This window comes from Flavobacterium ginsengisoli, assembly GCF_029625315.1.
GTDB classification, from domain to species: domain Bacteria; phylum Bacteroidota; class Bacteroidia; order Flavobacteriales; family Flavobacteriaceae; genus Flavobacterium; species Flavobacterium ginsengisoli.
In genome coordinates, this window is record NZ_CP121110.1 from 3,130,310 (window position 1) to 3,151,378 (window position 21,069).

The window sequence follows — 21,069 nt, forward strand, 5'->3', positions numbered from 1 at the left end:
TAAATTTTTGGTTATGGACATTCAATTAGAAAAATTAGAACTAATAAAACTTTTAGCAGAAACTGAAAATCCGATTATCATAAAATCTATTCGAAAAATTTTTAAAAAAGAACAGAAAGATTGGTGGGATGATTTGACAAATGAGCAAAAAGCAGAAATTGAAGAAGGAGAAAGACAAATTGAACGTGGTGAATTTGTCGAATATGAAGAAATGATGAAAAAATTTCGTTAATGAAAAGAACAATAGTCTTTTCAAAAAATGCCGAAAGAAATTTATCTGAATTATTTGAATACTTAGAAGGCCGATGGTCAGAAAGAATAAAAAATAAATTTATATCAAATCTCGACAAAGTAATTTATCTAATACAAATTGAACCTGAAATTTTCCCTAAATCGGAATTAAATAAAAACTATCGTAAATGTGTATTGTCAAAACAAACAACAATTTATTATAAATTCAGTACAAAAAGAGTAGAGATAATAACATTTTTCGACACCAGACAAAACCCAAATAAAATAAAGAAAGACATAAAATAAATCATGAAAGGACCACTATTTTACTCAAAAATATTACTCTTTGGAGAATACGGAATTATCCGCGACTCTAAAGGACTTTCTATCCCTTATAACTTTTACAATGGCGCTTTAAAAAAATCTGAAGAGCCTACAGAAGAAGCGATTTCATCAAACAGAAGCTTAAGAAGTTTTGCTTCTTACCTTGAGGTATTGCATACTCAACAGCCAGAATTGGTTACTTTTGATTTAGAAACACTTCAGAACGATGTTGAAACTGGAATGTATTTCGACTCAAGTATTCCGCAAGGATATGGTGTTGGGAGTAGCGGTGCACTTGTTGCGGCTATTTACGATAAATATGCTACCAATAAAATCACTGTTCTAGAAAATCTTACTCGTGAAAAATTATTACACTTAAAAAATATATTTTCTCAAATGGAAAGCTTTTTCCACGGAAAAAGCTCTGGTTTAGATCCTTTAAACAGCTATTTGAGTATTCCAATCCTGATTAATTCTAAAGATAACATTGAAGCAACTGGAATCCCAACTCAGAGTTTTGACGGAAAAGGTGCTGTGTTTTTATTAGATTCAGGAATTGTGGGCGAAACGGCTCCTATGGTCAGCATTTTTATGGAAAACCTAAAAGACAAAGGTTTCCGTGCTATGCTTAAAAACCAGTTTGTGAAATATACAGATGCCTGCGTAGAAAACTTTTTACACGGCGATATGAAATCATTATTTACCAATACTAAAAAGCTTTCTAAAGTTGTTTTAAATCACTTTAAACCAATGATTCCGGAACAATTTCACGGAATCTGGCAACACGGAATAGATACTAACGATTATTACCTAAAACTTTGCGGTTCTGGCGGTGGCGGTTATATTCTTGGTTTTACCGAAGATTTAGAACGTGCTAAAGCTTCTTTGAAAGACTACAAATTAGAAGTTGTTTATCAATTTTAATTTCCTAAAAAACGATAATTATTTGAATAGACTGTCCTAAAAATTTAACCTAAAAAAGTTACTGAATATGAATAGTATTTTAAAGATTATCAAAGCAACTTTTTTAGGTGGAATTCTGTTTCTAGTACCATTGGTTGTACTAATAATTGTTTTAGAAAAAGGATATGGTCTTGTACAAAAAACTACACTGCCACTCGTAAGCACTTTACCGAAAGTTAGTGTTTTAGGACTTGCGATCCAGGAACTTGTTGGAATATTAATCATAATTCTAATTTGTTTTATTGCTGGATTGCTCGCAAAAACTGCGGCAGCTGAAAAATTAGTTCAGAAATTAGAAGATGGTATTTTAAGTTTTGTTCCTGGCTATTCATTTATGAAAAGCATGAATGAAAATATATTAGGTTTTGAATCTAAAGAAGATTTAAAAGTAATTATGGTGCCAACAGATGCGGGTTGGCAATTTGCCTTTTTGATTGAACAGATAAGCGAGAATGTATTTACTGTTTTTATTCCAGACGCACCAAATCCTTGGAGCGGATCGGTAGTTTTTGTAGAAAAAAAAGACATACGAGAAATTGAAATAACCCAAAAACAAGCCTTAGCCTGTATTCGAAAGTTGGGTTATGGTTCTAAAGAATTGTTAAAAAACAAACTCTAAATTTTTGAATTAAAAAATATCTTTTAACTTCCCTAACCTAATCCATTCAAAACAAACTTTATGTTAAGCAGACAGCAAAAACTTTTAATGATGAAAATTGTTAGTCTGTTCTCTGTGGTTAGAGGTTATAACATTCCAATTATTGTTTTAGCACAGTATTTATCGGCAATTTTTATACTTGCGCCAGAAATTAGAGCGTTGGATATTCTACTAGATTTTTACTTATTTCTAATTGTTTTTGCTTCGGCGATTACCATTGCTTCAGGATATATTATCAATAATTTTTACGACTCCCAAAAAGACTTAATCAATAGACCAAACAAATCGATGTTGGATCGTTTGGTTAGTCAGAAAACAAAGCTGAATGTGTACTTTAGTTTAAACTTTCTTGCTGTAATTATGGCATCGATCGTTTCTTGGCGCGCATTTTTGTTCTTTTCTGTCTATATTTTCATGATTTGGTTTTATTCTCATAAAATCAAAAAGTATCCAATTATCGGAAACCTAATGTCTGCATTGCTGGCTGTTACGCCATTTTTTGCCATTTTATTGTATTTCTACAACAAAATTTCGTTTGAAGAAATAGAAAATCATATGAGTCATTTTGTAGTGATTTCTGCGCATGCGGTTTTCTTGTTTTTACTTTTGCTAATTCGCGAAATGATTAAAGATCTAGAAAATCTAAAAGGCGATTTAGTAACCGATTATAGAACAATTCCTGTTTTGTATGGAGAAAAAATTTCTAAACAAATCATTACGGCTTTAACCATTTTAACGATCGTTCCTGTTTACGTTTTAGTAAACATACACGACGTTGGTTATATGGATATTTACTTTTATGCCTCCTTTGGAGTTTTACTTTTCTTCTTGATTTATTTATGGAAATCTGACTCTAAAGAACAATATCTAAGACTTCATAATGTCCTTAAATTCCTAATTGTATCAGGCGTTTGCTGTATTGTTCTGATTAATCCAAGCGTCTTATGGCATGGTAGTGAATTGATTTCTAATTATTAAGTTTTTTTCTTCCACAGAGATTCACAAAGTATTTCTGTGTAATTCTATGAAATTCTTTGTGAATCTCTGCGGAATAATCTATTACAAAAAAGCCAATTGTATTGCTTCTTAACATCTTAAAATAAAACGCTATTAATCTAAGAACATTGAACTTAAGATTTATTAGCAGGAAAAAACTATCTTTGCACAAATTAATGATTCTATGAACAACAAGGAAGGCAATAATAAAAGAGGCGGATCTAGACCAAATAGCTCAAGACCAAACTCTAGCAAGCCAAAACCTCCTATGGCTAAGCGCGCGCAAGGGCCTAAAAAAGTAAAACCTGAAGTTAAGGCAGCACAGGAAGCAGCGACTGAAAAATTTAGAAAACAAAATCAGCCTGCAAAGAGACAGAAGGCTTCAGATGAAATTCGTTTGAACAAATACATCTCTAATTCTGGTGTTTGTTCTCGTCGTGATGCTGACATTTACATTCAGTCTGGAAACGTAAAAGTAAACGGTAATGTAGTTACCGAAATGGGTTATTTGGTAAAACTGAATGATGTTGTAAATTTTGACGGTGTTACACTAACTCCTGAAAAGAAAGAATATATTTTATTGAATAAGCCTAAAAACTTCACGACTGCTCTTGATGAAGGTCAGGAATACCGTAACGTTCTAGAGCTTGTTCGTGGCGCTACAAATGCAAAAATTGCTCCTGTAGGAAGAATGGACAAGAATACAACTGGTTTATTATTGTTTACTAACGATACTGATATGATTCGTAAGTTTACATTACCAAATCAGAAATCTTCTAAAATCTATCAGGTTTCTTTAGACAAAAACTTGAAGTTTGAAGATTTAGAAAAAATTAGCAAAGGTTTAGTTCTTGACGGACACCGCGTTTTTGTTGAAGAAGTAAGCTATATTGATAATGAACCAAAAAGCGAAGTTGGTCTTAAATTACGTACTGCCAACGTAAAGGTTGTACGTTCTATTTTTGAGTCTTTCGAATACAATGTATTACGTATTGACCGTGTTTCGTTTGCTGGACTGACCAAAAAGAATCTTCCTCGCGGAAACTGGCGCTTTTTGACCGATCAAGAAGTTATCAATTTGAAAAACGTGTAATCGCTTTTCAAATTAAATTATAAATGAATCCTGTTTTCTTCTAGAAAATGGGATTTTTTATTTTTTAGAAACTAAAGAAATTATGTCCGAAAAGGGTAAAAATAGATCTTCCGATAGATTGGTTTTTATCTTCTACAGTTTCGTAAGATGAAAAACCTAGGATGATTTTTATTCGGGAGGAATGCTGTTTAAAATATCTCTTTTTTGGTCTTCTAAAAGGAGTTTTAAACTTTCTATCAATTGAAGATTGTATCGTAAGTAAGACATTACTAGTAATGCTGAAAAGTTAAGTATTTCTCTAGCGGTTTCGCTTTTTATACCAACTTCATTTGAAACCATTTCTGAAATTCTGCCTTTTTTGTTAGAGAATAGTTCTTTCAGTAAAACATTTCCCTCTAAACGGTAACAGTCGTCGACTGATAAAATTCTGCCTGCATTAAAATCTACTTCTTGATAAAAAGTGGAATCTTCTTGGATTAGTGAAACGATTTCAGAATAAAAATCAGATTCTTCGGCTTTGTTGTAGAGTCCCATTAAAATTGTACCGATCGAGACGTCTATTCCCTTTATTAAAAGTGCATCATTCTCAAAATAAAACTTGTTTAACTTGGAGACAACATTAGAAGAAATAAAGCGTCTAAGTTCAATTTGTAGGTTTGGGGTCATACTCATAACTTAAAAAATGATTATTTATACTTATTTAAAATAACCGATAAAGTGAGGCTTTTTATCGTTTATCGTGATAAAAATATAAAATATTTTAACATTTCCAAAAATTAAGTTAAAAATTTACCTTCTTAATAACCAGCCGTTAACATAAAAAACGCTTTAACACTAGTAAACTCAACCCTTTCGTACTCAAATAAAAAAGAAAAAAAATTAAGAAAAGTTTTATGTTTATTTTTTGCAACAACGCTAAAAAGCTTAAAATGTTATAAAATTAAAATAAAATGTTTCGATATTCCCACACAATATTTAAAAATATGCCCAAATAAACGACTGCAAACAGAAAATTAACAAAACTCGAAGCAATGAATCCTAATAGCGATCCAGTAGTCTGCTTTTATAGCTCTTTTATGATTTTTGGAATCGTATATTAATTCTCCAATTAAAGCGCCTAGAAAGGGTCCAATTATAATCCCGAACGGAATTGGAGCTATAATTCCGACAATCAAACCAATGTTGGTTCCCCAGACGCCGTAAGAACTTCCTCCAAATTTTTTAGTCCCTTTTGCTGGAATTACATAATCTAATATAGTAATGCTTACCATTAGAACGAAAGTGATTCCTAAAACCCAATAGTTATTTGCAACAGCTTTGGTAAGATACAGCAAAAGCAATCCTACCCAAGAGCTCGATAATCCTGGAAGAACAGGAATAAAACTTCCAAAAATGCCAACAATCATACATATAAAACCCAAAATGAGCAGTAATAAATCCATATTTTTTTGATAAATTTGTTCTTACAAAGTACCATTTTATTCTTTGCTGTACAAATCCCCAAATGTATTCTCGCAAAGATTAAGATTCCAATAGTAATAAAGTTTCTCAGAAAAATAAATCGTATTTTTGTTCATTCATTCAACATCAAAATCTTGAGGCAGTTTTTTCTTCTTTTTATATGCGTAGCTTTTCATTCTTGTCAATATTTTGAGAAGCAGGTTCCGTCTGAAAAAGAGTTACTTCAGAAAGAATTAAAATCAATTAATTGGAAAGAAGTTGATGAATATCCCTCTGTTCCAGATTGTGATAAAATTGCTGATAAAAAGCTTCGCCAGCAATGTTTTTTTGAGGTAATGTCTGGCCTTATTCAAGAAAAACTAAATGTTGATACTCTTTCGATTTTATATCCAGAATTGGATACGATCGAAGTAAAAGTAACCGTTTTTCCAAACTCTACTATGAAGTTTGAACCTCAGTTTCCTAAAGATTCTGTAGCTTACGATACCATAAAAATTGACAGTATTCTGCATGCTCGTCTTGTGGATTTCCCGAAAGTAAATCCAGCCATAAAACGTGGTATTCCTGTAAAAACACAGTTTATTTTGCCTGTTATTCTAAAAGCAAAAGAAGAAAAATAGCTTGATTTAAAGCTATTTCTTAAACTGTCGGCCTTTCCATTCATAAGAACCGACCAAACTATACAAAGCCACAGCCGAGCTAAAAAAAGGATATAACAAACTGCTTAATAAAAGGCTTTTAATTCTTGTTTTCTTCAAAAATTGATTGGTTATTAAAAGCAAAACAAAATCAATAAAAAACTTAGAAAAAGCAAAAAGCACAAAAATTGGATAGGACCAAACTCCGAAAAGAAACAAGAAAAATCCAATTACAAAACTTAAATTTCCGAAGAAAACAATCAATCCCAAGAATTTACCGAAAGTACTTTTATACGAACTGGTTTTGGCCGCCCAGCGTACTCTTTGATAAAACAATGATTTCCAATTTTCTGTTGGTTTTGTAATTACAATTGCTTCTTCAGCTTTTAAATAATGAACTTCATTTGGAAATTTTTCAATTGTTTTTTGGAGTAAAAAAACATCATCTCCACTGGCAATTTCATCATTCCCTTCAAAACCGTTTAAGCTTTCAAACAATGTCTTTGTGTAAGCAAAATTGGCTCCATTACACATAAATCCATTATTCAAACCAAAACTTCCAATTGTCGCGCCTTGTAAACTTGTTAAATCCAATTGCTGAAAATGATCTAAAAAAGAATTTTCGCATTTGTATGTTACAGCACCTGCAAGCATTGAAACTTTATTCTCCTGAATGTAATTATCAAATGTCAAAAGCCAATTTTCAGAAACAATACAATCAGCATCTGTAGTAATAACCCAGTCGGTTTTTACATGTTGCATTGCCGTGGTAATAGCGTCTTTTTTAGGAGAATTTGAAACCCGAATATTATCGATTATCGAAACTTGGAATTTGGAATTTAAAACTTGGAATTTTTCTATAGAGTTATCATCAACCAAAATCACTTCAAATAAATCTGTCGGATAATTTAAGTTCGAAATGCTGTTTAAAAGATTTGGAAGATTTTCTTCTTCATTCCGAAACGGAACTACAATAGTAAAACTTGTTTTCAGCTTTAAATCTGTTTTTTGATATTTTTTGACTTTGAAAAATCCATAAACAAGCAAACTGATGCTAAAAACATAAATTGCTAATATCGAAAATAATGCAGAAATCATTCTGTTGTTTTGGTTCTAAAATTAAGTACAAAATAACTTCCTAAAACTACTGGAAGAACAACATTTAAAAACCACATTAATGTACTGATGAAAATTACAATCCATTCGTTTACGCCCAAAATTCCGAAGAAATAAATAGCAACACTTCCCTTTACTGCAAAATCCAAAAATTGAAATGTCGGTAGCGAAGAAGCCAAAAAATAAACCGATGTTATCGCTGCCATCAAAGTAAAATAAGGCAAATCAACATCAAAACCTAAAAACAAAAAGTAATACTGATGCGAAAAAACCAAATAACGGCAAATGCCTAAAAAGATATTTTTCTGATGAACGGATTTAGGAATTTCATTGATTTTATGAATTAGTTTTTCAATTGAATAGCCCTTTACTTTTATCTTTTTAATTGAAAATAAAATAATCAGAAGCAATACAAATCCGCCAAAGAGGATTAAAACAGTTCTGGTTGTAATTACATTAAATTGTGCATTAAAATAAAGCAATCCGAAAATTCCAAAAATGATGGTTAAAATCATTTGGATTCCGTTGCAAATTAAGTTTAGGAAAACGACTCTTTTGGTTTCAGATTTTGGGTAATACAACGCTTTTCCTGCATACTCTCCTACTCCATTTGGTGTAAAAATTCCTGCTGTCAAAGCGACCAAAACCTGTTTTGTAGCTTCATAAACCGATATTTTATGAATTACTTGAGCCAGATTCTGCCATTTCAAAATCTCAAAATAGCGATTCAAAACACTCAAAAGCAAGATAAACGAAATCCCTAAAACCGACTGGTTTTTTTTGAACAAAACAATAAACTTCTGCCAGTCCAATTTGTCATTGTTAGCCAGCTGATTATAAATAAAATAAAATGCGCCGCCTACAATTAAAAGTTTGGCCAGAAGAACTAGGAATTGCTTAGCTTTGTGAGGAATTGAAATCATGCCGCAAAAGTAATCAAATGTGGCAATTAGGAAGTGAGAAAATGAGTCAATTTTCTAAACTTGAAACCTTAAACTTGAAACCACAATCTCTTGACACAAGAACGCATCATATTAGGTATTGACCCGGAACCACGATTATGGGTTTTGGATTGATTAAAGTAATCAATAAAAAAATGGAATTTCTGCAATTGAATGAATTGCAATTGTCCAAATACGACAATCATTACCAAAAACTAAGAATCATTTTTGAAAGAACCATCGAATTAATTGAAACACATTGTCCAGACGAAATTGCGATTGAAGCACCTTTCTTTGGCAAAAACGTACAATCGATGCTGAAACTAGGCCGTGCACAAGGTGTTGCAATGGCAGCAGGGCTTTCGAGAGGAATTCCGATTACGGAATACGAACCTAAAAAGATAAAAATGGCGATTACCGGAAACGGAAATGCCAGCAAAGAACAAGTTGCCAAAATGTTGCAACAGCTTTTGGGTTTAAAAGAATTACCAAAAAATCTCGATTCTACAGATGGTTTGGCAGCTGCGGTTTGTCATCACTTCAATTCAGGGAAAGTTGTCGCGGGAAAAAGCTATTCGGGTTGGGATGCTTTTGTAAAACAAAACGAGGATCGGGTGAAAAAATAAGTCAATGTGCCAATTTGATAATTAGATAATTCTGTAGACAACAAATAAATTATCTAATTGACACATTCTCTAATTATCTAATTAAAAATGTCAGGAATTTACATTCACATACCTTTTTGCAAGCAAGCTTGCCATTATTGCGACTTTCATTTTTCAACTTCGATGAAAAAGAAAGACGATATGGTTTTGGCATTGGCCAAAGAAATTGGCATGCGTAAAAATGAGTTTGAAAATGAGATTGTAGAAACCATTTATTTTGGCGGAGGAACTCCCTCGGTTTTGTCAAATGATGAAATAAACTTTTTAATTTCTGAAGTTTATAAGAATTACAAAGTTGTAGAAAATCCAGAAATAACGCTTGAGGCCAATCCTGATGATTTGTCAGCGGAACGAATTCTGAAATTATCTAAAAGTCCGATAAATCGTTTAAGCATCGGAATTCAGTCTTTTTATGAAGAGGATTTGAAAATGATGAATCGCGCTCATAATTCGGCAGAAGCCAAAAAATGCTTAGAGGAAGCAACAAAATATTTTGACAATATTTCATTGGATTTAATTTATGGAATTCCAGGATTGAGTGATGAAATGTGGAAGCAGAATATTCAAACTGCTTTGGATTTTGGTGTTCCGCACATTTCGAGTTATGCTTTGACGGTTGAGCCAAAAACAGCTTTAAGCAAATTAATTCAAACCGGAAAAGTTGCAGAACCACAAGATGAAGTCGCTTCCAACCATTTTACAATTTTGGTTGAAATGCTGCAAAAGAATGGTTTTATTCATTACGAATTATCCAATTTCGGGAAAGAGAATTATTTCTCTAAAAACAATTCGGCGTATTGGCTGGGGAAAAAATATATCGGAATCGGTCCTTCGGCACATAGTTATGATGGCGAAAAAAGAGGCTGGAATATTGCGAATAATTCATTGTATTTAAAAGCGATTCAAAACGACGAACTTCCTATTGAAACAGAAATTCTAACCATTTCAGATCGTTATAACGAATATATCATGACAGGATTACGAACGATTTGGGGTGTTTCTTTAGAAAGAATTGAAAAGGAATTCGGTTCAGAATATTTGAATTATTTATTAGAACAATCTCAAAAGTTCTTAAACGACGATTTACTTTCGATCGAAAATAACATTCTAAAACCCACGATTAAAGGAAAATTTTTAACGGATGGAATTGCTTCAGATTTGTTTTATGTTGAAAGTTAAGTTTAACCGCAAAGTTCGCTAAGGTTTACGCAAAGAACGCAATCTATTTTTTTATAGGAATAAATCTATATTTTAAGGCGCAAGTATTATATTTGAAGCTTTTAAATATTGATTTTATGCCCGAAAATGATTTATCACGAATTGTGTTTCATTCAGCTTTGAAGGTTCATCAAACTTTAGGACCTGGACTTTTAGAAAGTGCTTATGAAGAATGTCTATTTTATGAGTTAAAAAAATTTAACTTGACAGTTGAAAAACAAAAGGCTCTACCATTAATTTACGAAGATGTAAAATTAGATGTTGGTTATCGATTAGATATTTTAGTAGAAAATAAACTAATTTTGGAAATAAAGTCTGTAGATTGCTTAAATGAAGTTCATTTTGCTCAACTATTGACTTACTTAAAATTAACAAATTGCAAACTAGGCTTATTAATAAATTTTAATGTTGCATTACTAAAACATGGAGTTAAAAGAATAGCAAACAATCTTTAATAAAATCCTAGCGACCTTTGCGTAAACCTTAGCGAACCTTGCGGTTAAATTATGATAGCAAAAATCAACAACTTCGAAATTGACTTATCAAAACCCATTGATATTTCTATTCCTTTAACCAATACAGATGAAAATCCGATTGCTTGGTATATTGAAAAACCGGTCATTGAACCAGTAGTTTTTGGCGACTGGATTGGTAAAGTTTCAGAAGGAAAATCATCTACTAATTTCAATAATATTTTCTTCAATCCGCATGGACACGGAACGCATACGGAATGTTTAGGTCATATTACGAATGATTTTTACAGCATTAATCAATCGCTAAAACAGTTTTTCTTTTTTGCTAAACTAATTACAGTTGAACCTGAAAAAATTGGAGATGATTTTGTGATTACAAAAGAACAGGTTCAAAAAGCTTTAAGCGCTTCGACTTCGCTCAGCGTGACAAATGAGGCTTTAATTATAAGAACAGTTCCAAATCAAAAAGAAAAGAAATCAAGAAAATATTCGAATACAAATCCACCATATTTGTCTGAAGAAGCCGCGATTTTCATCCGCGAAAGCGAAATTCAGCATTTATTGATCGATTTGCCAAGTGTAGACAAAGAACATGACGAAGGAAAATTATTAGCACACAAAGCGTTTTGGAATGTAAAAGACACGCACAAGGTAAATCCAGATGCAAGATTTAATGCTACAATTACTGAAATGATTTATGTTTCAGACGAAATTGAAGACGGAAATTATATCCTAAATCTCCAAATCGCTTCGTTTGAAAATGATGCTAGCCCATCAAAACCAATTTTATATACGATTTAAGGTTTGCCACGAATTTCACGAATTTGCACGAATTTCTTTTTTATTTTGCCACAGATTAAAAAGATTTGCACAGATTTAATCATTTTAATCCTTTAATCTGTGGCAAAAAAATTAGTGCAAATTCGTGTAATTAGTGACAAAAAAACTAAACAATATGATTACTGTTTCTACAGATAAAACAAAACTCGACGTTCCGTTTATACAGAACTTTTTAAAAGATATTTATTGGGCTGCGGGACGAACCATGGAAGAAGTCCAACGTACGATTGATGCTTCTGTCTGTTTCGGAATTTATTTAGATGGTAAACAAGTTGGTTTTGCGCGAGTCATAACTGATTATGTTGTGTTTGCTTATTTAATGGATGTTTTTATTACTGAAGAGCATCGCGGAAAAGGGTTTTCATCCATTTTAATTGAAGCTCTGATGAACGACCCTCAATTGCAAGAAGTTAAAATCTGGCGATTAGCAACTACCGACGCTCACTTTTTATACGAGAAGTTCGGATTTACAAAACTGAATCATCCTGAAAAGATGATGGAAAAAATAATAAAATGAAAACAGTTTTAAAACTTGAGGAAGTCGCTTTATTTGTTCTCGGAATATTTTTATTCAACCGTTTAAATTATGAATGGTGGTGGTTTTTGGTTTTAATTTTAGCTCCCGATTTATCTATGATTGGCTACGCTTTTGGAAACAAGATCGGAGCACTTCTATACAACATCTTTCACCATAAAGGAATAGCACTTTTAATTTATGCCGCCGGCTGTTATTTAAATATTGAAATTGCGCAGTTAGCAGGAATTATTTTATTTTCACATTCTGCAATGGATCGTATTTTTGGCTATGGTCTCAAATACGAAAAAGGTTTTAAATACACACATTTAGGTGAAATTGGCAAATAAACAATTATGAATTTAGAAACGTTTTACGAATATTGTTTGTCGAAAAAAGGAGTAAGTGAGCACTTTCCTTTTGATGAAGATACGCTGGTTTTTAAAGTAGGCGGAAAAATGTTTGCTTTGTCTTCTCTTTCGCAATGGGAAAAAAATGAGCAATCGACAAATTTAAAATGTGATCCGGAACGCGCACAGGAACTCAGAGCAGAATATGACGAGATACAACCGGGTTTTCATATGAGTAAAGTACATTGGAATACTGTGGCTTTAAACGGAGGTTTGCCTGATAAATTCGTGAAAGAACTTATAGATCATTCGTACGAATTAGTTTTCAAAAGTTTGACAAAGAAAATTCAAATTGAAATAACCGACTCGAGATAAAATTTTTATCGAACAGGCGAAGCAATTAGAAAATTAGGCATTACATTTGCATCGTTAGAAAAAAATCTTAGCAACTTAGTTACAGTGTGACTTAGCAACTTATAACAATCATGAAAGAACAATTTAAAAAATTTCTGAACGAAGAACAAGATCCAAAAGCGATTGAAAAAATCACTTCGAAACTTACAGATTTATTAATGAAAGGCGAAGAGGTTGGATATATCGCAGTGCAGAAAAAACCCGCTATTACTGTTTTTCCAGATAGTATAATCTTAACCAATAAACGTATTATTATTTGCACGCCTAAAAATTTAGGTCTTTCAATGAATTTTACAGATTATACTTGGGATGATATTACAAGCTCATTTGTAAAAGAAAATATTTTAGGTTCTGAATTTTCATTTAGCACTAATACTGACCTGATTCTTTCTATAGATTATATTCCGAAAATTCAGGCTAGAAAAATGTACACCTATGCTAAAGAACAATTAGATTTATTAAAAAATCCTGTTCAAGCAGCGGCTCCGGTTCAAGAAATTGTGGAAGAAGCAGAAGTTGAAGACGAAATAGAAGAAATAGAAACTGAAGAAGTAACTAGCTTTGCTGAAATTTTACCAGCTGCGCCAGCTGTTACAGAAACTTACGAACCACTTCCAACTCAGCCAACTCAAACAGCTGGAGAACGCAGATTAAGTGATTTATCTAAAGAAGAACTTTTTGATAAATTACAGAATTACAAAAAACTTCTTGACAATGGTCTAATCATGCAAGGAGAATATGATGCTTATAAAAAAGAGATTTTAAGCTATATGTAGGTTAGTCTTAAAGTCAAAAGTCGAAAGTCTTAAAGTATTTTTAAGTCGTAAAGCCGAAAGTCAAAAGTCTTAAAGTTTTCTTCTCTTTATAAATAAAAAAGCCAGAAATAGAAATTCTATTTCTGGTTTTCTTTTTTTAAGTCTCTACATCGACTTTATGACTTTAGACTTTCCAACTTTCGACTTATAAAGTCGCCTTCTGTTTTTCTACAAATTTATGCGATTGCAGTTCTAGCAATTCTTTTGCATTCTTTCGCTGAAGGTCAAATAATCCTTTGTCTTCTGCAATGTCAGCGTAGACTCTATCATGCATTTCGGCGCTTGTTTTTATCAGTAAATCACGTTGGTATTTATTTTGTGCCAATGTTGCTTTCATTGCTGTTTCGGCTTCTTCTTGCTTGAAGTCGAATTCTCCTTTTGGTGCTAATAATTTAGCAATAATAGGTGATGTTTCAATTGCCAGAAACAACAGCATAATAAAAAATGATGGCAGCCAAGGCAGTTTATTCAATGCATTAATACGCGCCATTAATCCATCGAAACCTTCAATGATTGGCTGTGTTTGCGAAACCTTTTTGTCTAAATCGGCTTGAAGCTGTACGCCTGCTTTTTCTTTTTCGGAAATTTTAGCTTCGTTGGTCTTTTTCAGCGTTTCGAATTCTTTCAGAGCCGCATCATGCTTTTCTCTCTTTTCTTTATAAACTGGGCCTTTTCCTAATTTCTTAGTTCCCGCAGTTCCTTCGGCTTCGGTAATATAAACCGAATACAAATCGTTTACTTCTTTTTCTTTCTTTACAATATCAGCTTTTAATGCCGCAATCTCAGCTTTATTTTTATCTAAATCTGTTTTGAAATACGTTCCAATTTGTTTCTTGTTGGCCAATTCCATTTCGTTTTTCTCTTTAAGCAAAACGGTATTGATTTCTTTTTCGAAGATTTTAATTTCCAAAGGTTTCGAAATTACAATAGCAATAATAATAGCCAAAGCAATACGCGGAGTTGCTTGCAAAAATTCGTCTAAGAAACGATCTCTTTTCTTAATAGTAGAAACAATGAATCGGTCTAAATTGAAGATTAGTAAACTCCAAACAAATCCGAAAATTAAAGCTGGATAAATAGAATCGAAAACGGTAAAAAGTGCATAAGCACTGGCTAGAAAAGCCATTACTGCTGTAAAGAACACCGTGGCTCCAATACCAACATATTTGGTTTGTTCGCCTTCTGAGCAGTCTTTCAGGATGTCTCGGTCGACTCCTGAACATAGAATAAAAAATTGTTTTAACATGATTGATGATTTTTGATTAAGATGATACGGCAAATTTAGCGCCAAAAATTTAATTCTCAGGCAAATAGTCAATTTGTTTTTAATCGATTCTATAAAATTTCTTTTTTTTAAATGTTATTTTAACATTAATCTATCTCTAATGTTGGCCGGGAATCATAACACTATGTTAATTTTTTTTCAAGGCTTTAGTAATACGTAGGTCTTAGTTTCGCAACCGAAAATCAAACTAAACACACACAATGAAAAATTTTTATCTATTAACAGCATTCTTTTTATTCGCCTTTACAGGTTTTGCACAGAAAGCGATTATATCTGGAAAGATATTAGACGCCGATGACAAACTGCCTCTTCCTGGAGCTATGGTTCAAATTGTAGGCGAGAAAAAATACACCGTTTCTGATTATAACGGTCGTTTCGAGTTATTAAATATTAACGAAGGAACTTACAAAGTTGAAGTAAAATATATTGGATATGCTACTTTAACTCAAGAAATAAAAGTAGAGCAAGGAAAAAACAATGTAATTGACTTTGCTCTTAAAGCTTCTGAAAATGAATTGAAAGAAGTTGTTGTTGGAGACATCTTAAAAGGTCAAGCAAAAGCGCTGAACCAACAAAAGAACAACAAAAACATCGGAAACGTAATTTCTTCTGACCAAATGGGACGTTTTCCTGATGCTAACGTTGGAGATGCTTTAAAACGTGTTCCTGGTATTACAATGCAAAATGACCAAGGTGAAGCGCGTAACATCATTATTAGAGGTTTAGCTCCGTCTTTGAACTCTGTAACTTTAAATGGTGACAGAATTCCATCTGCAGAAGGAGACAATAGAAACGTACAAATGGACTTAATTCCATCTGATATGATTTCTACTATCGAAGTAAACAAAACGCTTACATCAGATATGGATGCCGATGCAATTGGAGGTTCTGTAAACTTAATTACAAGAGCAACTCCAAACGGAGAAAGAATTTCTGCAACTCTTGCTGGAGGATATTTGCCAATTCGTGACCACGCTTCTTACACTGCTGGTTTTGTTTACGGTAACCGTTTTGCTAATGATAAACTTGGAGTAGTTTTTAGCGGATCTTACAACAATGTTGATTACGGTTCTGATAACATCGAAAACGAATGGGTAAAAGATGATTTTGGAAATCAATATTTACAAGCTTCAGAAATTAGAAAATATGATGTACAACGTATCCGTCGTAGTGCTTCTGTTGCTTTAGATTATAAATTCAACGATAACAATACGATTTTTGCTAATGCAATCTACAACTGGAGAGATGATAGAGAAAACCGTTTTAGAACTACTTACGATGATATCGAACCTCTCTATAATGGTGAAGAAATTGTTGGTTTTGAAGGTCGTGTAAAACGTCAGACAAAAGGAGGTTTAGACAATAGCAGAAATAAAAACAGAAGGTTAGAAGACCAAAGAGTACAAAATTATTCTATTCGTGGAGAGCATTTAATCAACTCTACATTAGATTTAGATTGGTCTGCTAACTATGCAAAAGCAAGAGAATACCGTCCGGGTGAGCGTTACATCGAATACCGCCAAAAAGGTTTAGAAATGTTCGAAGATTTATCTGATATCAGATTTCCTTTAATAACAACTGTTGGAGAATCTGTTGACGAATTTAAATTTGACTCGGTTACTGAAAACACAGACGAAACAAGCGAAAGCGAGTTTGGTGCAAAAGTAAATATCCGTTTCCCTTTCTCTGTAATTGCTGGAGAAAAAGGAAGATTGAGAACTGGTCTTAGACTTCGTTTAAAAGAAAAAGAAAGAAACAATATGTTCTATTCTTATACTCCGCTAAACGATGATATGGAATTATTATCTCAAGTTCCAACAAGTTATTATGACGGAAAAGATTTTAATCCAGGAAGCAAATATGTACCAGGAACTTTTGCTTCAGCTTCTTTCTTAGGAAGTTTAGATTTGAATAATGCTTCTCTATTCGAAAAAGAAGCAGATCCAGCAGAATATTTAGCTGTAAACTATAATGCTAAAGAAAGAATTACTGCTGCTTACGTAAGATGGGATCAGGATTTTAACGATAAACTTTCTATGGTTTTAGGTTTCCGTATGGAAAACACGCACATTGACTACACAGGAAACCGTGTATTAGACGAAGAAGAATTGGAAAGCAAAATCAACAACACCAACTCTTACACTAATTTATTGCCAAGCATTTCATTCCAATACAATGCAACAAAAGATTTAGTTTTAAGAGCAGCTGCTACAACAGCTTTAGCTAGACCTAACTATTACGCATTAGCTCCTTATGTAAACAATATCGCTGCAGATAAAGAAATTACAGCTGGAAATCCAGATCTTAAAGCTACATACTCATACAATTATGATTTCATGGCAGAGAACTATTTCAAATCTGTTGGTTTAATTTCTGGAGGCGTTTTCTACAAAAGATTAAATGATTTCATTTACAACTACAGCGACAATCAATATACTGATGCGAAATTTGCCGCAGATTTCCCTAATCAAGTAAACCCAATTCCTGCGGGAGAAAACTGGTCGTTCTTACAATCAAGAAATGGAAAAAATGTTGATGTTTACGGATTTGAAGTTGCGTTCCAACGCCAATTAGATTTCTTGCCTGGTAAATTCTTAAAAGGTTTTGCAATCTACTTAAACTATACTTATACACAATCTAAAGCAAAAGGTATTGCTGATGAGGATGGAAACGAAAGAAACGACATCAGTCTTCCTGGAACAACACCTCACATGTTTAACGGATCTTTATCTTGGGAAAATAAACGTTTCTCTGCAAGAATCTCAACCAACTTTACATCTGATTATTTAGATGAATTAGGTTCTGAGTCTTACAAAGACAGTTACTACGATAAACAGTTTTTCTTAGATGCAAATGTCGCTTATAAAATCACTCCAAAATTGCGCTTTTTTGCAGAAGCTAATAACTTAACAAACCAACCGTTACGTTACTACCAAGGAGTTGCTGCACATACAAAACAAGCAGAATACTACCAGCCACGTTACAATTTCGGATTGAAATTAGACTTGTAATTCTGCACTTTTATAAAATTCTTAAATTAGACAGAGTTTAATGCTCTGTCTAATTGCATTAAAATATACTATACAAATGAAAAATAAATCTTTAGTCGCTTTTTTACTTTTAAGCTTAGCCTTTACAGCTTGCAAAAACGATAAATTAGCGCCAGTTCAGCCAAACGCAGTAAAACCTACAATTGTTACAGAAGCACTTCCACACGACACAGATGATCCTTCAATCTGGATCAATCCAACTGATGCTTCAAAGAGTATTATTGTTGGAACAGATAAAGATACAGACGGAGGTTTGTACGCTTTTGATTTGAATGGAAAAATCCTTAAAAAATCAATTCCGCTAAAACGTCCGAACAACGTTGATATCGCTTACGGATTAATTATTGACGGAAAAAAAGTAGATGTTGCAGTAACAACTGAACGTGAAGAAAACAAAATCAGAATTTTCAGTTTACCTGATTTAGAGCCAATTGATAACGGCGGAATTCCTGTTTTTGAAGGAGAAACGCAACGCGATCCGATGGGAATTTCTTTGTACACTCGTCCATCTGATGGGAAAATTTTTGCTATTGTAGGAAGAAAAACAGGCCCTTCTGGAAGTTATTTATGGCAATATGAACTTTCTGGAAACGGAAAATTTGTCACTGCAAAAGTGGTTCGCAAATTCGGAACATATAGTGGTAAAAAAGAAATTGAGGCTATTGCAGTAGACAACGAATTAGGTTTTGTGTACTATTGCGATGAACAAGCTGGAATAAGAAAATACAAAGCAGACCCAGCTTTAAACGATAATAAAGAATTGGCTTTCTTTGGTCAAAAAGATTTCAAAGCAGACCACGAAGGAATCGCGATCTACAAAAAAACAGATTCTACAGGATATATTTTAGTATCTAACCAGCAGGCAAATTCTTTTATGGTTTACCCAAGAGAAAGCGCCAACGGAAATCCAAACAATCATCCGTTATTAGCTGAAGTTCCAACTTCTACAATTGAATGTGATGGTGCTGATGCTACTAGTGTAAATTTAGGCCCAAAATTCAAAAACGGACTTTTCGTAGCGATGAGTAATGGAATGACTTTCCACTATTATACTTGGGATTTAATTCAAAAACGAATTGACGAAGCTAAAAAATAAAAGTTTCAAGGTTTTCAGTCGCAGTCCCGTGTTCAGTGTCTATTTTTTTTACTGCGATTGGAAACCAACTAAAAAAGCTGTTCATTTCTGAACAGCTTTTTTATTTTGAATTAAATAATTCCTTTTATTCTGTAATCGGTGCACCTGCTAAGATTTCAGCATTTGCAAACTCTTCAAATTTGGCGAAATTAGCTTTGAATTTATGTGCTAATTCCAACGCTTTTTTATCGTATAAATCTTTGTCTTCCCAAGTATTTCTAGGATTTAAAATTTCCACTGGAACATTTGGACAATCTTGAGGAATTTCAATTCCAAATACTTCATGATTTTTAAACGCTACATCGTTTAATTCTCCTTTTAATGCAGCAGTAATCATAGCACGAGTATATTTAAGCTTCATACGGCTTCCTGTTCCGTAAGCTCCTCCAGTCCATCCTGTATTGATTAACCAAACTTTTACTCCTGCATCTTTCATTTTTTTGCTCAACATTTCAGCATAACGCGTTGGATGCAAAGGCATAAATGGCGCTCCAAAACAAGCAGAGAAATTAGGTTGAGGCTCTGTTACACCAGCTTCTGTTCCTGCAACTTTTGCTGTATAACCAGAAATAAAGTGGTACGCTGCCTGACCTGGAGTCAATCTTGAAATTGGAGGCAAAATTCCGAAAGAATCTGCTGTTAAGAAAAATATATTTTTTGGATTGTGTCCAACCAAACCTGGCTGAACATTATCAATATGTGTAATTGGGTAACTTACACGTGTATTTTGTGTAATAGAAACATCGTCAAAATCAACTACGTTTGTTCCTGCTTTGAAAACCACATTTTCTAAAAGCGCTCCTTTTTTGATTGCTCTAAAAATATCTGGTTCATTTTCTTCTGTTAAATTAATCACTTTTGCATAACATCCGCCTTCAAAATTGAAAACAGTGTTTTCGTTTGTCCAGCCGTGCTCATCATCTCCGATTAATTTACGCTCTGGATCTGCAGATAAAGTTGTTTTACCAGTACCAGACAATCCGAAGAAGATTGCTGTATCTCCTGCTTCACCAACATTGGCGCTACAGTGCATTGGAAGTGTATTTTTGAAAACCGGAAGAATAAAGTTTAATGCAGAGAAAATTCCTTTTTTCATTTCTCCTGTATAACCTGTTCCTCCAATTAATGCAATTTTTTTAGTAAAATCTAAAATAGCAAAATTAGACTGGCGTGTTCCGTCTACAGCAGGATCTGCCATAAAACTTGGAGCACAAACTACTGTCCATTCTGGAGTAAAATTAGCCAGTTCTGAATCTTCTGGACGTAAGAACATATTGTAGCAAAACAAGTTTGACCAAGCAGTTTCTGTTACAACACGTACATTCAATCTATAATTTGGATCAGAACAAACATAAGAGTCGCGAACAAAAACTTCTTTGTCTGATAAAAATGCTGTTACCTTATTATAAAGCTTTTCAAAAGCTTGGGGCTCAAATGGGATATTTACATTTCCCCACCAAACTTGATCTTTTGTAATATCATCTTTTACGATAAAACGATCTTGTGGAGAACGGCCTGTAAATTCACCTGTATTAATTGCTAACGCTCCAGTAGAATTTTCAACACCTTGACCTGACTGCAAAGTAATCGCATGTAATTCATCTGCAGATAGTTGATAACGAACTTTTGCATTTTCAATTCCTAGCTCTTTTAACGAAATCGATTGCGCGAAAACTGTATTAGTGTCCATAAGTTTTTAAGTTGTGTGTGATTTTTTGTTTAAAGCAAAATTACAGATTTATTTTTATTTCTTTTAAAATACTTAAATTTCACTTTAATTTATATGGAAAAAGAGAAATTTCACTTTAAAAATTATAAAAAGAAAAAAATAATCGCTTCTAATTTGTTTATTTACAACCTAATGCGTGATTTTGTTATATTATTTTTGT

21 protein-coding genes and 2 pseudogenes are annotated in these 21,069 nt (G+C 33.0%); 17 read left to right on the plus strand and 6 right to left on the minus strand.

Annotated features, from left to right (window positions below; all coding sequences use genetic code 11):
- Positions 1-13: 13 nt before the first annotated feature.
- The 6 genes from P5P87_RS14540 to P5P87_RS14565 all read left to right on the plus strand — a co-directional run bounded on the left by P5P87_RS14540 (position 14) and on the right by P5P87_RS14565 (position 4,265).
- Complete coding sequence (locus tag P5P87_RS14540; protein WP_278019733.1) at positions 14-232, plus strand: hypothetical protein; 219 nt, start codon at positions 14-16, stop codon at positions 230-232.
- Positions 232-537 (plus strand): type II toxin-antitoxin system RelE/ParE family toxin, encoded by a 306-nt coding sequence (locus tag P5P87_RS14545; protein WP_278019734.1) that lies wholly within the window; start codon positions 232-234, stop codon positions 535-537. The genes P5P87_RS14540 and P5P87_RS14545 overlap by 1 nt, the downstream gene beginning before the upstream one ends.
- 3 nt (positions 538-540) lie before the next feature.
- Positions 541-1,479 carry a mevalonate kinase family protein gene (locus P5P87_RS14550; RefSeq protein ID WP_111379584.1) on the plus strand — a complete coding sequence of 313 codons (939 nt, stop codon included), beginning with the start codon at positions 541-543 and terminating at the stop codon, positions 1,477-1,479.
- Positions 1,480-1,546: 67 nt separating this feature from the next.
- A complete protein-coding gene (locus tag P5P87_RS14555) occupies positions 1,547-2,137 on the plus strand; it encodes a DUF502 domain-containing protein (protein ID WP_198854739.1) in 591 nt (196 codons plus the stop codon).
- 60 nt (positions 2,138-2,197) lie between these two features.
- Entirely contained in the window at positions 2,198-3,154 is a 957-nt protein-coding gene (locus P5P87_RS14560) for a geranylgeranylglycerol-phosphate geranylgeranyltransferase (RefSeq protein WP_278019735.1), read from the plus strand.
- Positions 3,155-3,356: 202 nt separating this feature from the next.
- Positions 3,357-4,265 carry a pseudouridine synthase gene (locus P5P87_RS14565; RefSeq protein ID WP_278019736.1) on the plus strand — a complete coding sequence of 303 codons (909 nt, stop codon included), beginning with the start codon at positions 3,357-3,359 and terminating at the stop codon, positions 4,263-4,265.
- A gap of 168 nt (positions 4,266-4,433) precedes the next feature.
- On the opposite strand, the gene P5P87_RS14570 is transcribed toward P5P87_RS14565, so the two are convergent.
- Together P5P87_RS14570 and P5P87_RS14575 are read right to left on the minus strand one after the other, a co-directional pair.
- Positions 4,434-4,931 (minus strand): DUF937 domain-containing protein, encoded by a 498-nt coding sequence (locus tag P5P87_RS14570; RefSeq protein WP_278019737.1) that lies wholly within the window; start codon positions 4,929-4,931, stop codon positions 4,434-4,436.
- A gap of 274 nt (positions 4,932-5,205) precedes the next feature.
- Positions 5,206-5,707, minus strand: a pseudogene (locus P5P87_RS14575) (DUF456 domain-containing protein).
- A 153-nt stretch (positions 5,708-5,860) separates the two neighbouring features.
- Here P5P87_RS14575 and P5P87_RS14580 point away from each other — a divergent pair.
- Positions 5,861-6,346, plus strand: coding sequence for a hypothetical protein (locus P5P87_RS14580; RefSeq protein WP_198854744.1), 486 nt, complete (start codon positions 5,861-5,863; stop codon positions 6,344-6,346).
- Positions 6,347-6,358: 12 nt separating this feature from the next.
- Here P5P87_RS14580 and P5P87_RS14585 read toward each other — a convergent pair whose 3' ends face one another.
- Both P5P87_RS14585 and P5P87_RS14590 read right to left on the minus strand, forming a co-directional pair.
- Entirely contained in the window at positions 6,359-7,462 is a 1,104-nt protein-coding gene (locus P5P87_RS14585) for a glycosyltransferase family 2 protein (protein WP_278019738.1), read from the minus strand.
- Positions 7,459-8,403: a hypothetical protein gene (locus P5P87_RS14590; RefSeq protein ID WP_278019739.1), complete on the minus strand. Its 945-nt coding sequence runs from the start codon at positions 8,401-8,403 to the stop codon at positions 7,459-7,461. The genes P5P87_RS14585 and P5P87_RS14590 overlap by 4 nt, the downstream gene beginning before the upstream one ends.
- Before the next feature lie 90 nt (positions 8,404-8,493).
- On the opposite strand from P5P87_RS14590, the pseudogene ruvC reads away from it, so the two are divergent.
- The 8 genes and pseudogenes from ruvC (at position 8,494) to P5P87_RS14630 (ending at position 13,671) form a co-directional block, all read left to right on the plus strand.
- Positions 8,494-9,047: pseudogene (ruvC, locus tag P5P87_RS14595) on the plus strand (crossover junction endodeoxyribonuclease RuvC).
- Positions 9,048-9,134: 87 nt separating this feature from the next.
- The gene (gene hemW, locus P5P87_RS14600; RefSeq protein ID WP_278019740.1) at positions 9,135-10,265 is read left to right on the plus strand and encodes a radical SAM family heme chaperone HemW; all 1,131 of its coding nucleotides are present in this window, start codon (positions 9,135-9,137) and stop codon (positions 10,263-10,265) included.
- Positions 10,266-10,381: 116 nt separating this feature from the next.
- Positions 10,382-10,759 carry a GxxExxY protein gene (locus P5P87_RS14605; RefSeq protein WP_198854749.1) on the plus strand — a complete coding sequence of 126 codons (378 nt, stop codon included), beginning with the start codon at positions 10,382-10,384 and terminating at the stop codon, positions 10,757-10,759.
- A 51-nt stretch (positions 10,760-10,810) separates the two neighbouring features.
- On the plus strand, positions 10,811-11,578 hold the full coding sequence (locus P5P87_RS14610; RefSeq protein WP_198854750.1) for a cyclase family protein: 768 nt from the start codon (positions 10,811-10,813) through the stop codon (positions 11,576-11,578).
- 154 nt (positions 11,579-11,732) lie between these two features.
- On the plus strand, positions 11,733-12,134 hold the full coding sequence (locus P5P87_RS14615; RefSeq protein WP_198854751.1) for a GNAT family N-acetyltransferase: 402 nt from the start codon (positions 11,733-11,735) through the stop codon (positions 12,132-12,134).
- The gene (locus tag P5P87_RS14620; protein ID WP_198854752.1) at positions 12,131-12,481 is read left to right on the plus strand and encodes a DUF4260 domain-containing protein; all 351 of its coding nucleotides are present in this window, start codon (positions 12,131-12,133) and stop codon (positions 12,479-12,481) included. Before P5P87_RS14615 ends, P5P87_RS14620 begins: the two co-directional genes overlap by 4 nt.
- Before the next feature lie 6 nt (positions 12,482-12,487).
- Positions 12,488-12,856 carry an MmcQ/YjbR family DNA-binding protein gene (locus P5P87_RS14625; RefSeq protein ID WP_198854753.1) on the plus strand — a complete coding sequence of 123 codons (369 nt, stop codon included), beginning with the start codon at positions 12,488-12,490 and terminating at the stop codon, positions 12,854-12,856.
- Positions 12,857-12,966: 110 nt separating this feature from the next.
- Complete coding sequence (locus P5P87_RS14630) at positions 12,967-13,671, plus strand: PH domain-containing protein (protein WP_278019741.1); 705 nt, start codon at positions 12,967-12,969, stop codon at positions 13,669-13,671.
- A 184-nt stretch (positions 13,672-13,855) separates the two neighbouring features.
- Here P5P87_RS14630 and P5P87_RS14635 read toward each other — a convergent pair whose 3' ends face one another.
- Positions 13,856-14,956, minus strand: a complete 1,101-nt coding sequence (locus P5P87_RS14635) for a DUF4407 domain-containing protein (protein ID WP_278019742.1) — start codon at positions 14,954-14,956, stop codon at positions 13,856-13,858.
- A gap of 239 nt (positions 14,957-15,195) precedes the next feature.
- On the opposite strand from P5P87_RS14635, the gene P5P87_RS14640 reads away from it, so the two are divergent.
- Together P5P87_RS14640 and P5P87_RS14645 are read left to right on the plus strand one after the other, a co-directional pair.
- Positions 15,196-18,006 (plus strand): TonB-dependent receptor, encoded by a 2,811-nt coding sequence (locus tag P5P87_RS14640; RefSeq protein WP_278019743.1) that lies wholly within the window; start codon positions 15,196-15,198, stop codon positions 18,004-18,006.
- Between the two features lie 76 nt (positions 18,007-18,082).
- A complete protein-coding gene (locus tag P5P87_RS14645) occupies positions 18,083-19,141 on the plus strand; it encodes a phytase (protein ID WP_278019744.1) in 1,059 nt (352 codons plus the stop codon).
- Positions 19,142-19,265: 124 nt separating this feature from the next.
- On the opposite strand, the gene pckA is transcribed toward P5P87_RS14645, so the two are convergent.
- Positions 19,266-20,870: a phosphoenolpyruvate carboxykinase (ATP) gene (gene pckA, locus P5P87_RS14650; RefSeq protein WP_278019745.1), complete on the minus strand. Its 1,605-nt coding sequence runs from the start codon at positions 20,868-20,870 to the stop codon at positions 19,266-19,268.
- Positions 20,871-21,069: the final 199 nt, after the last annotated feature.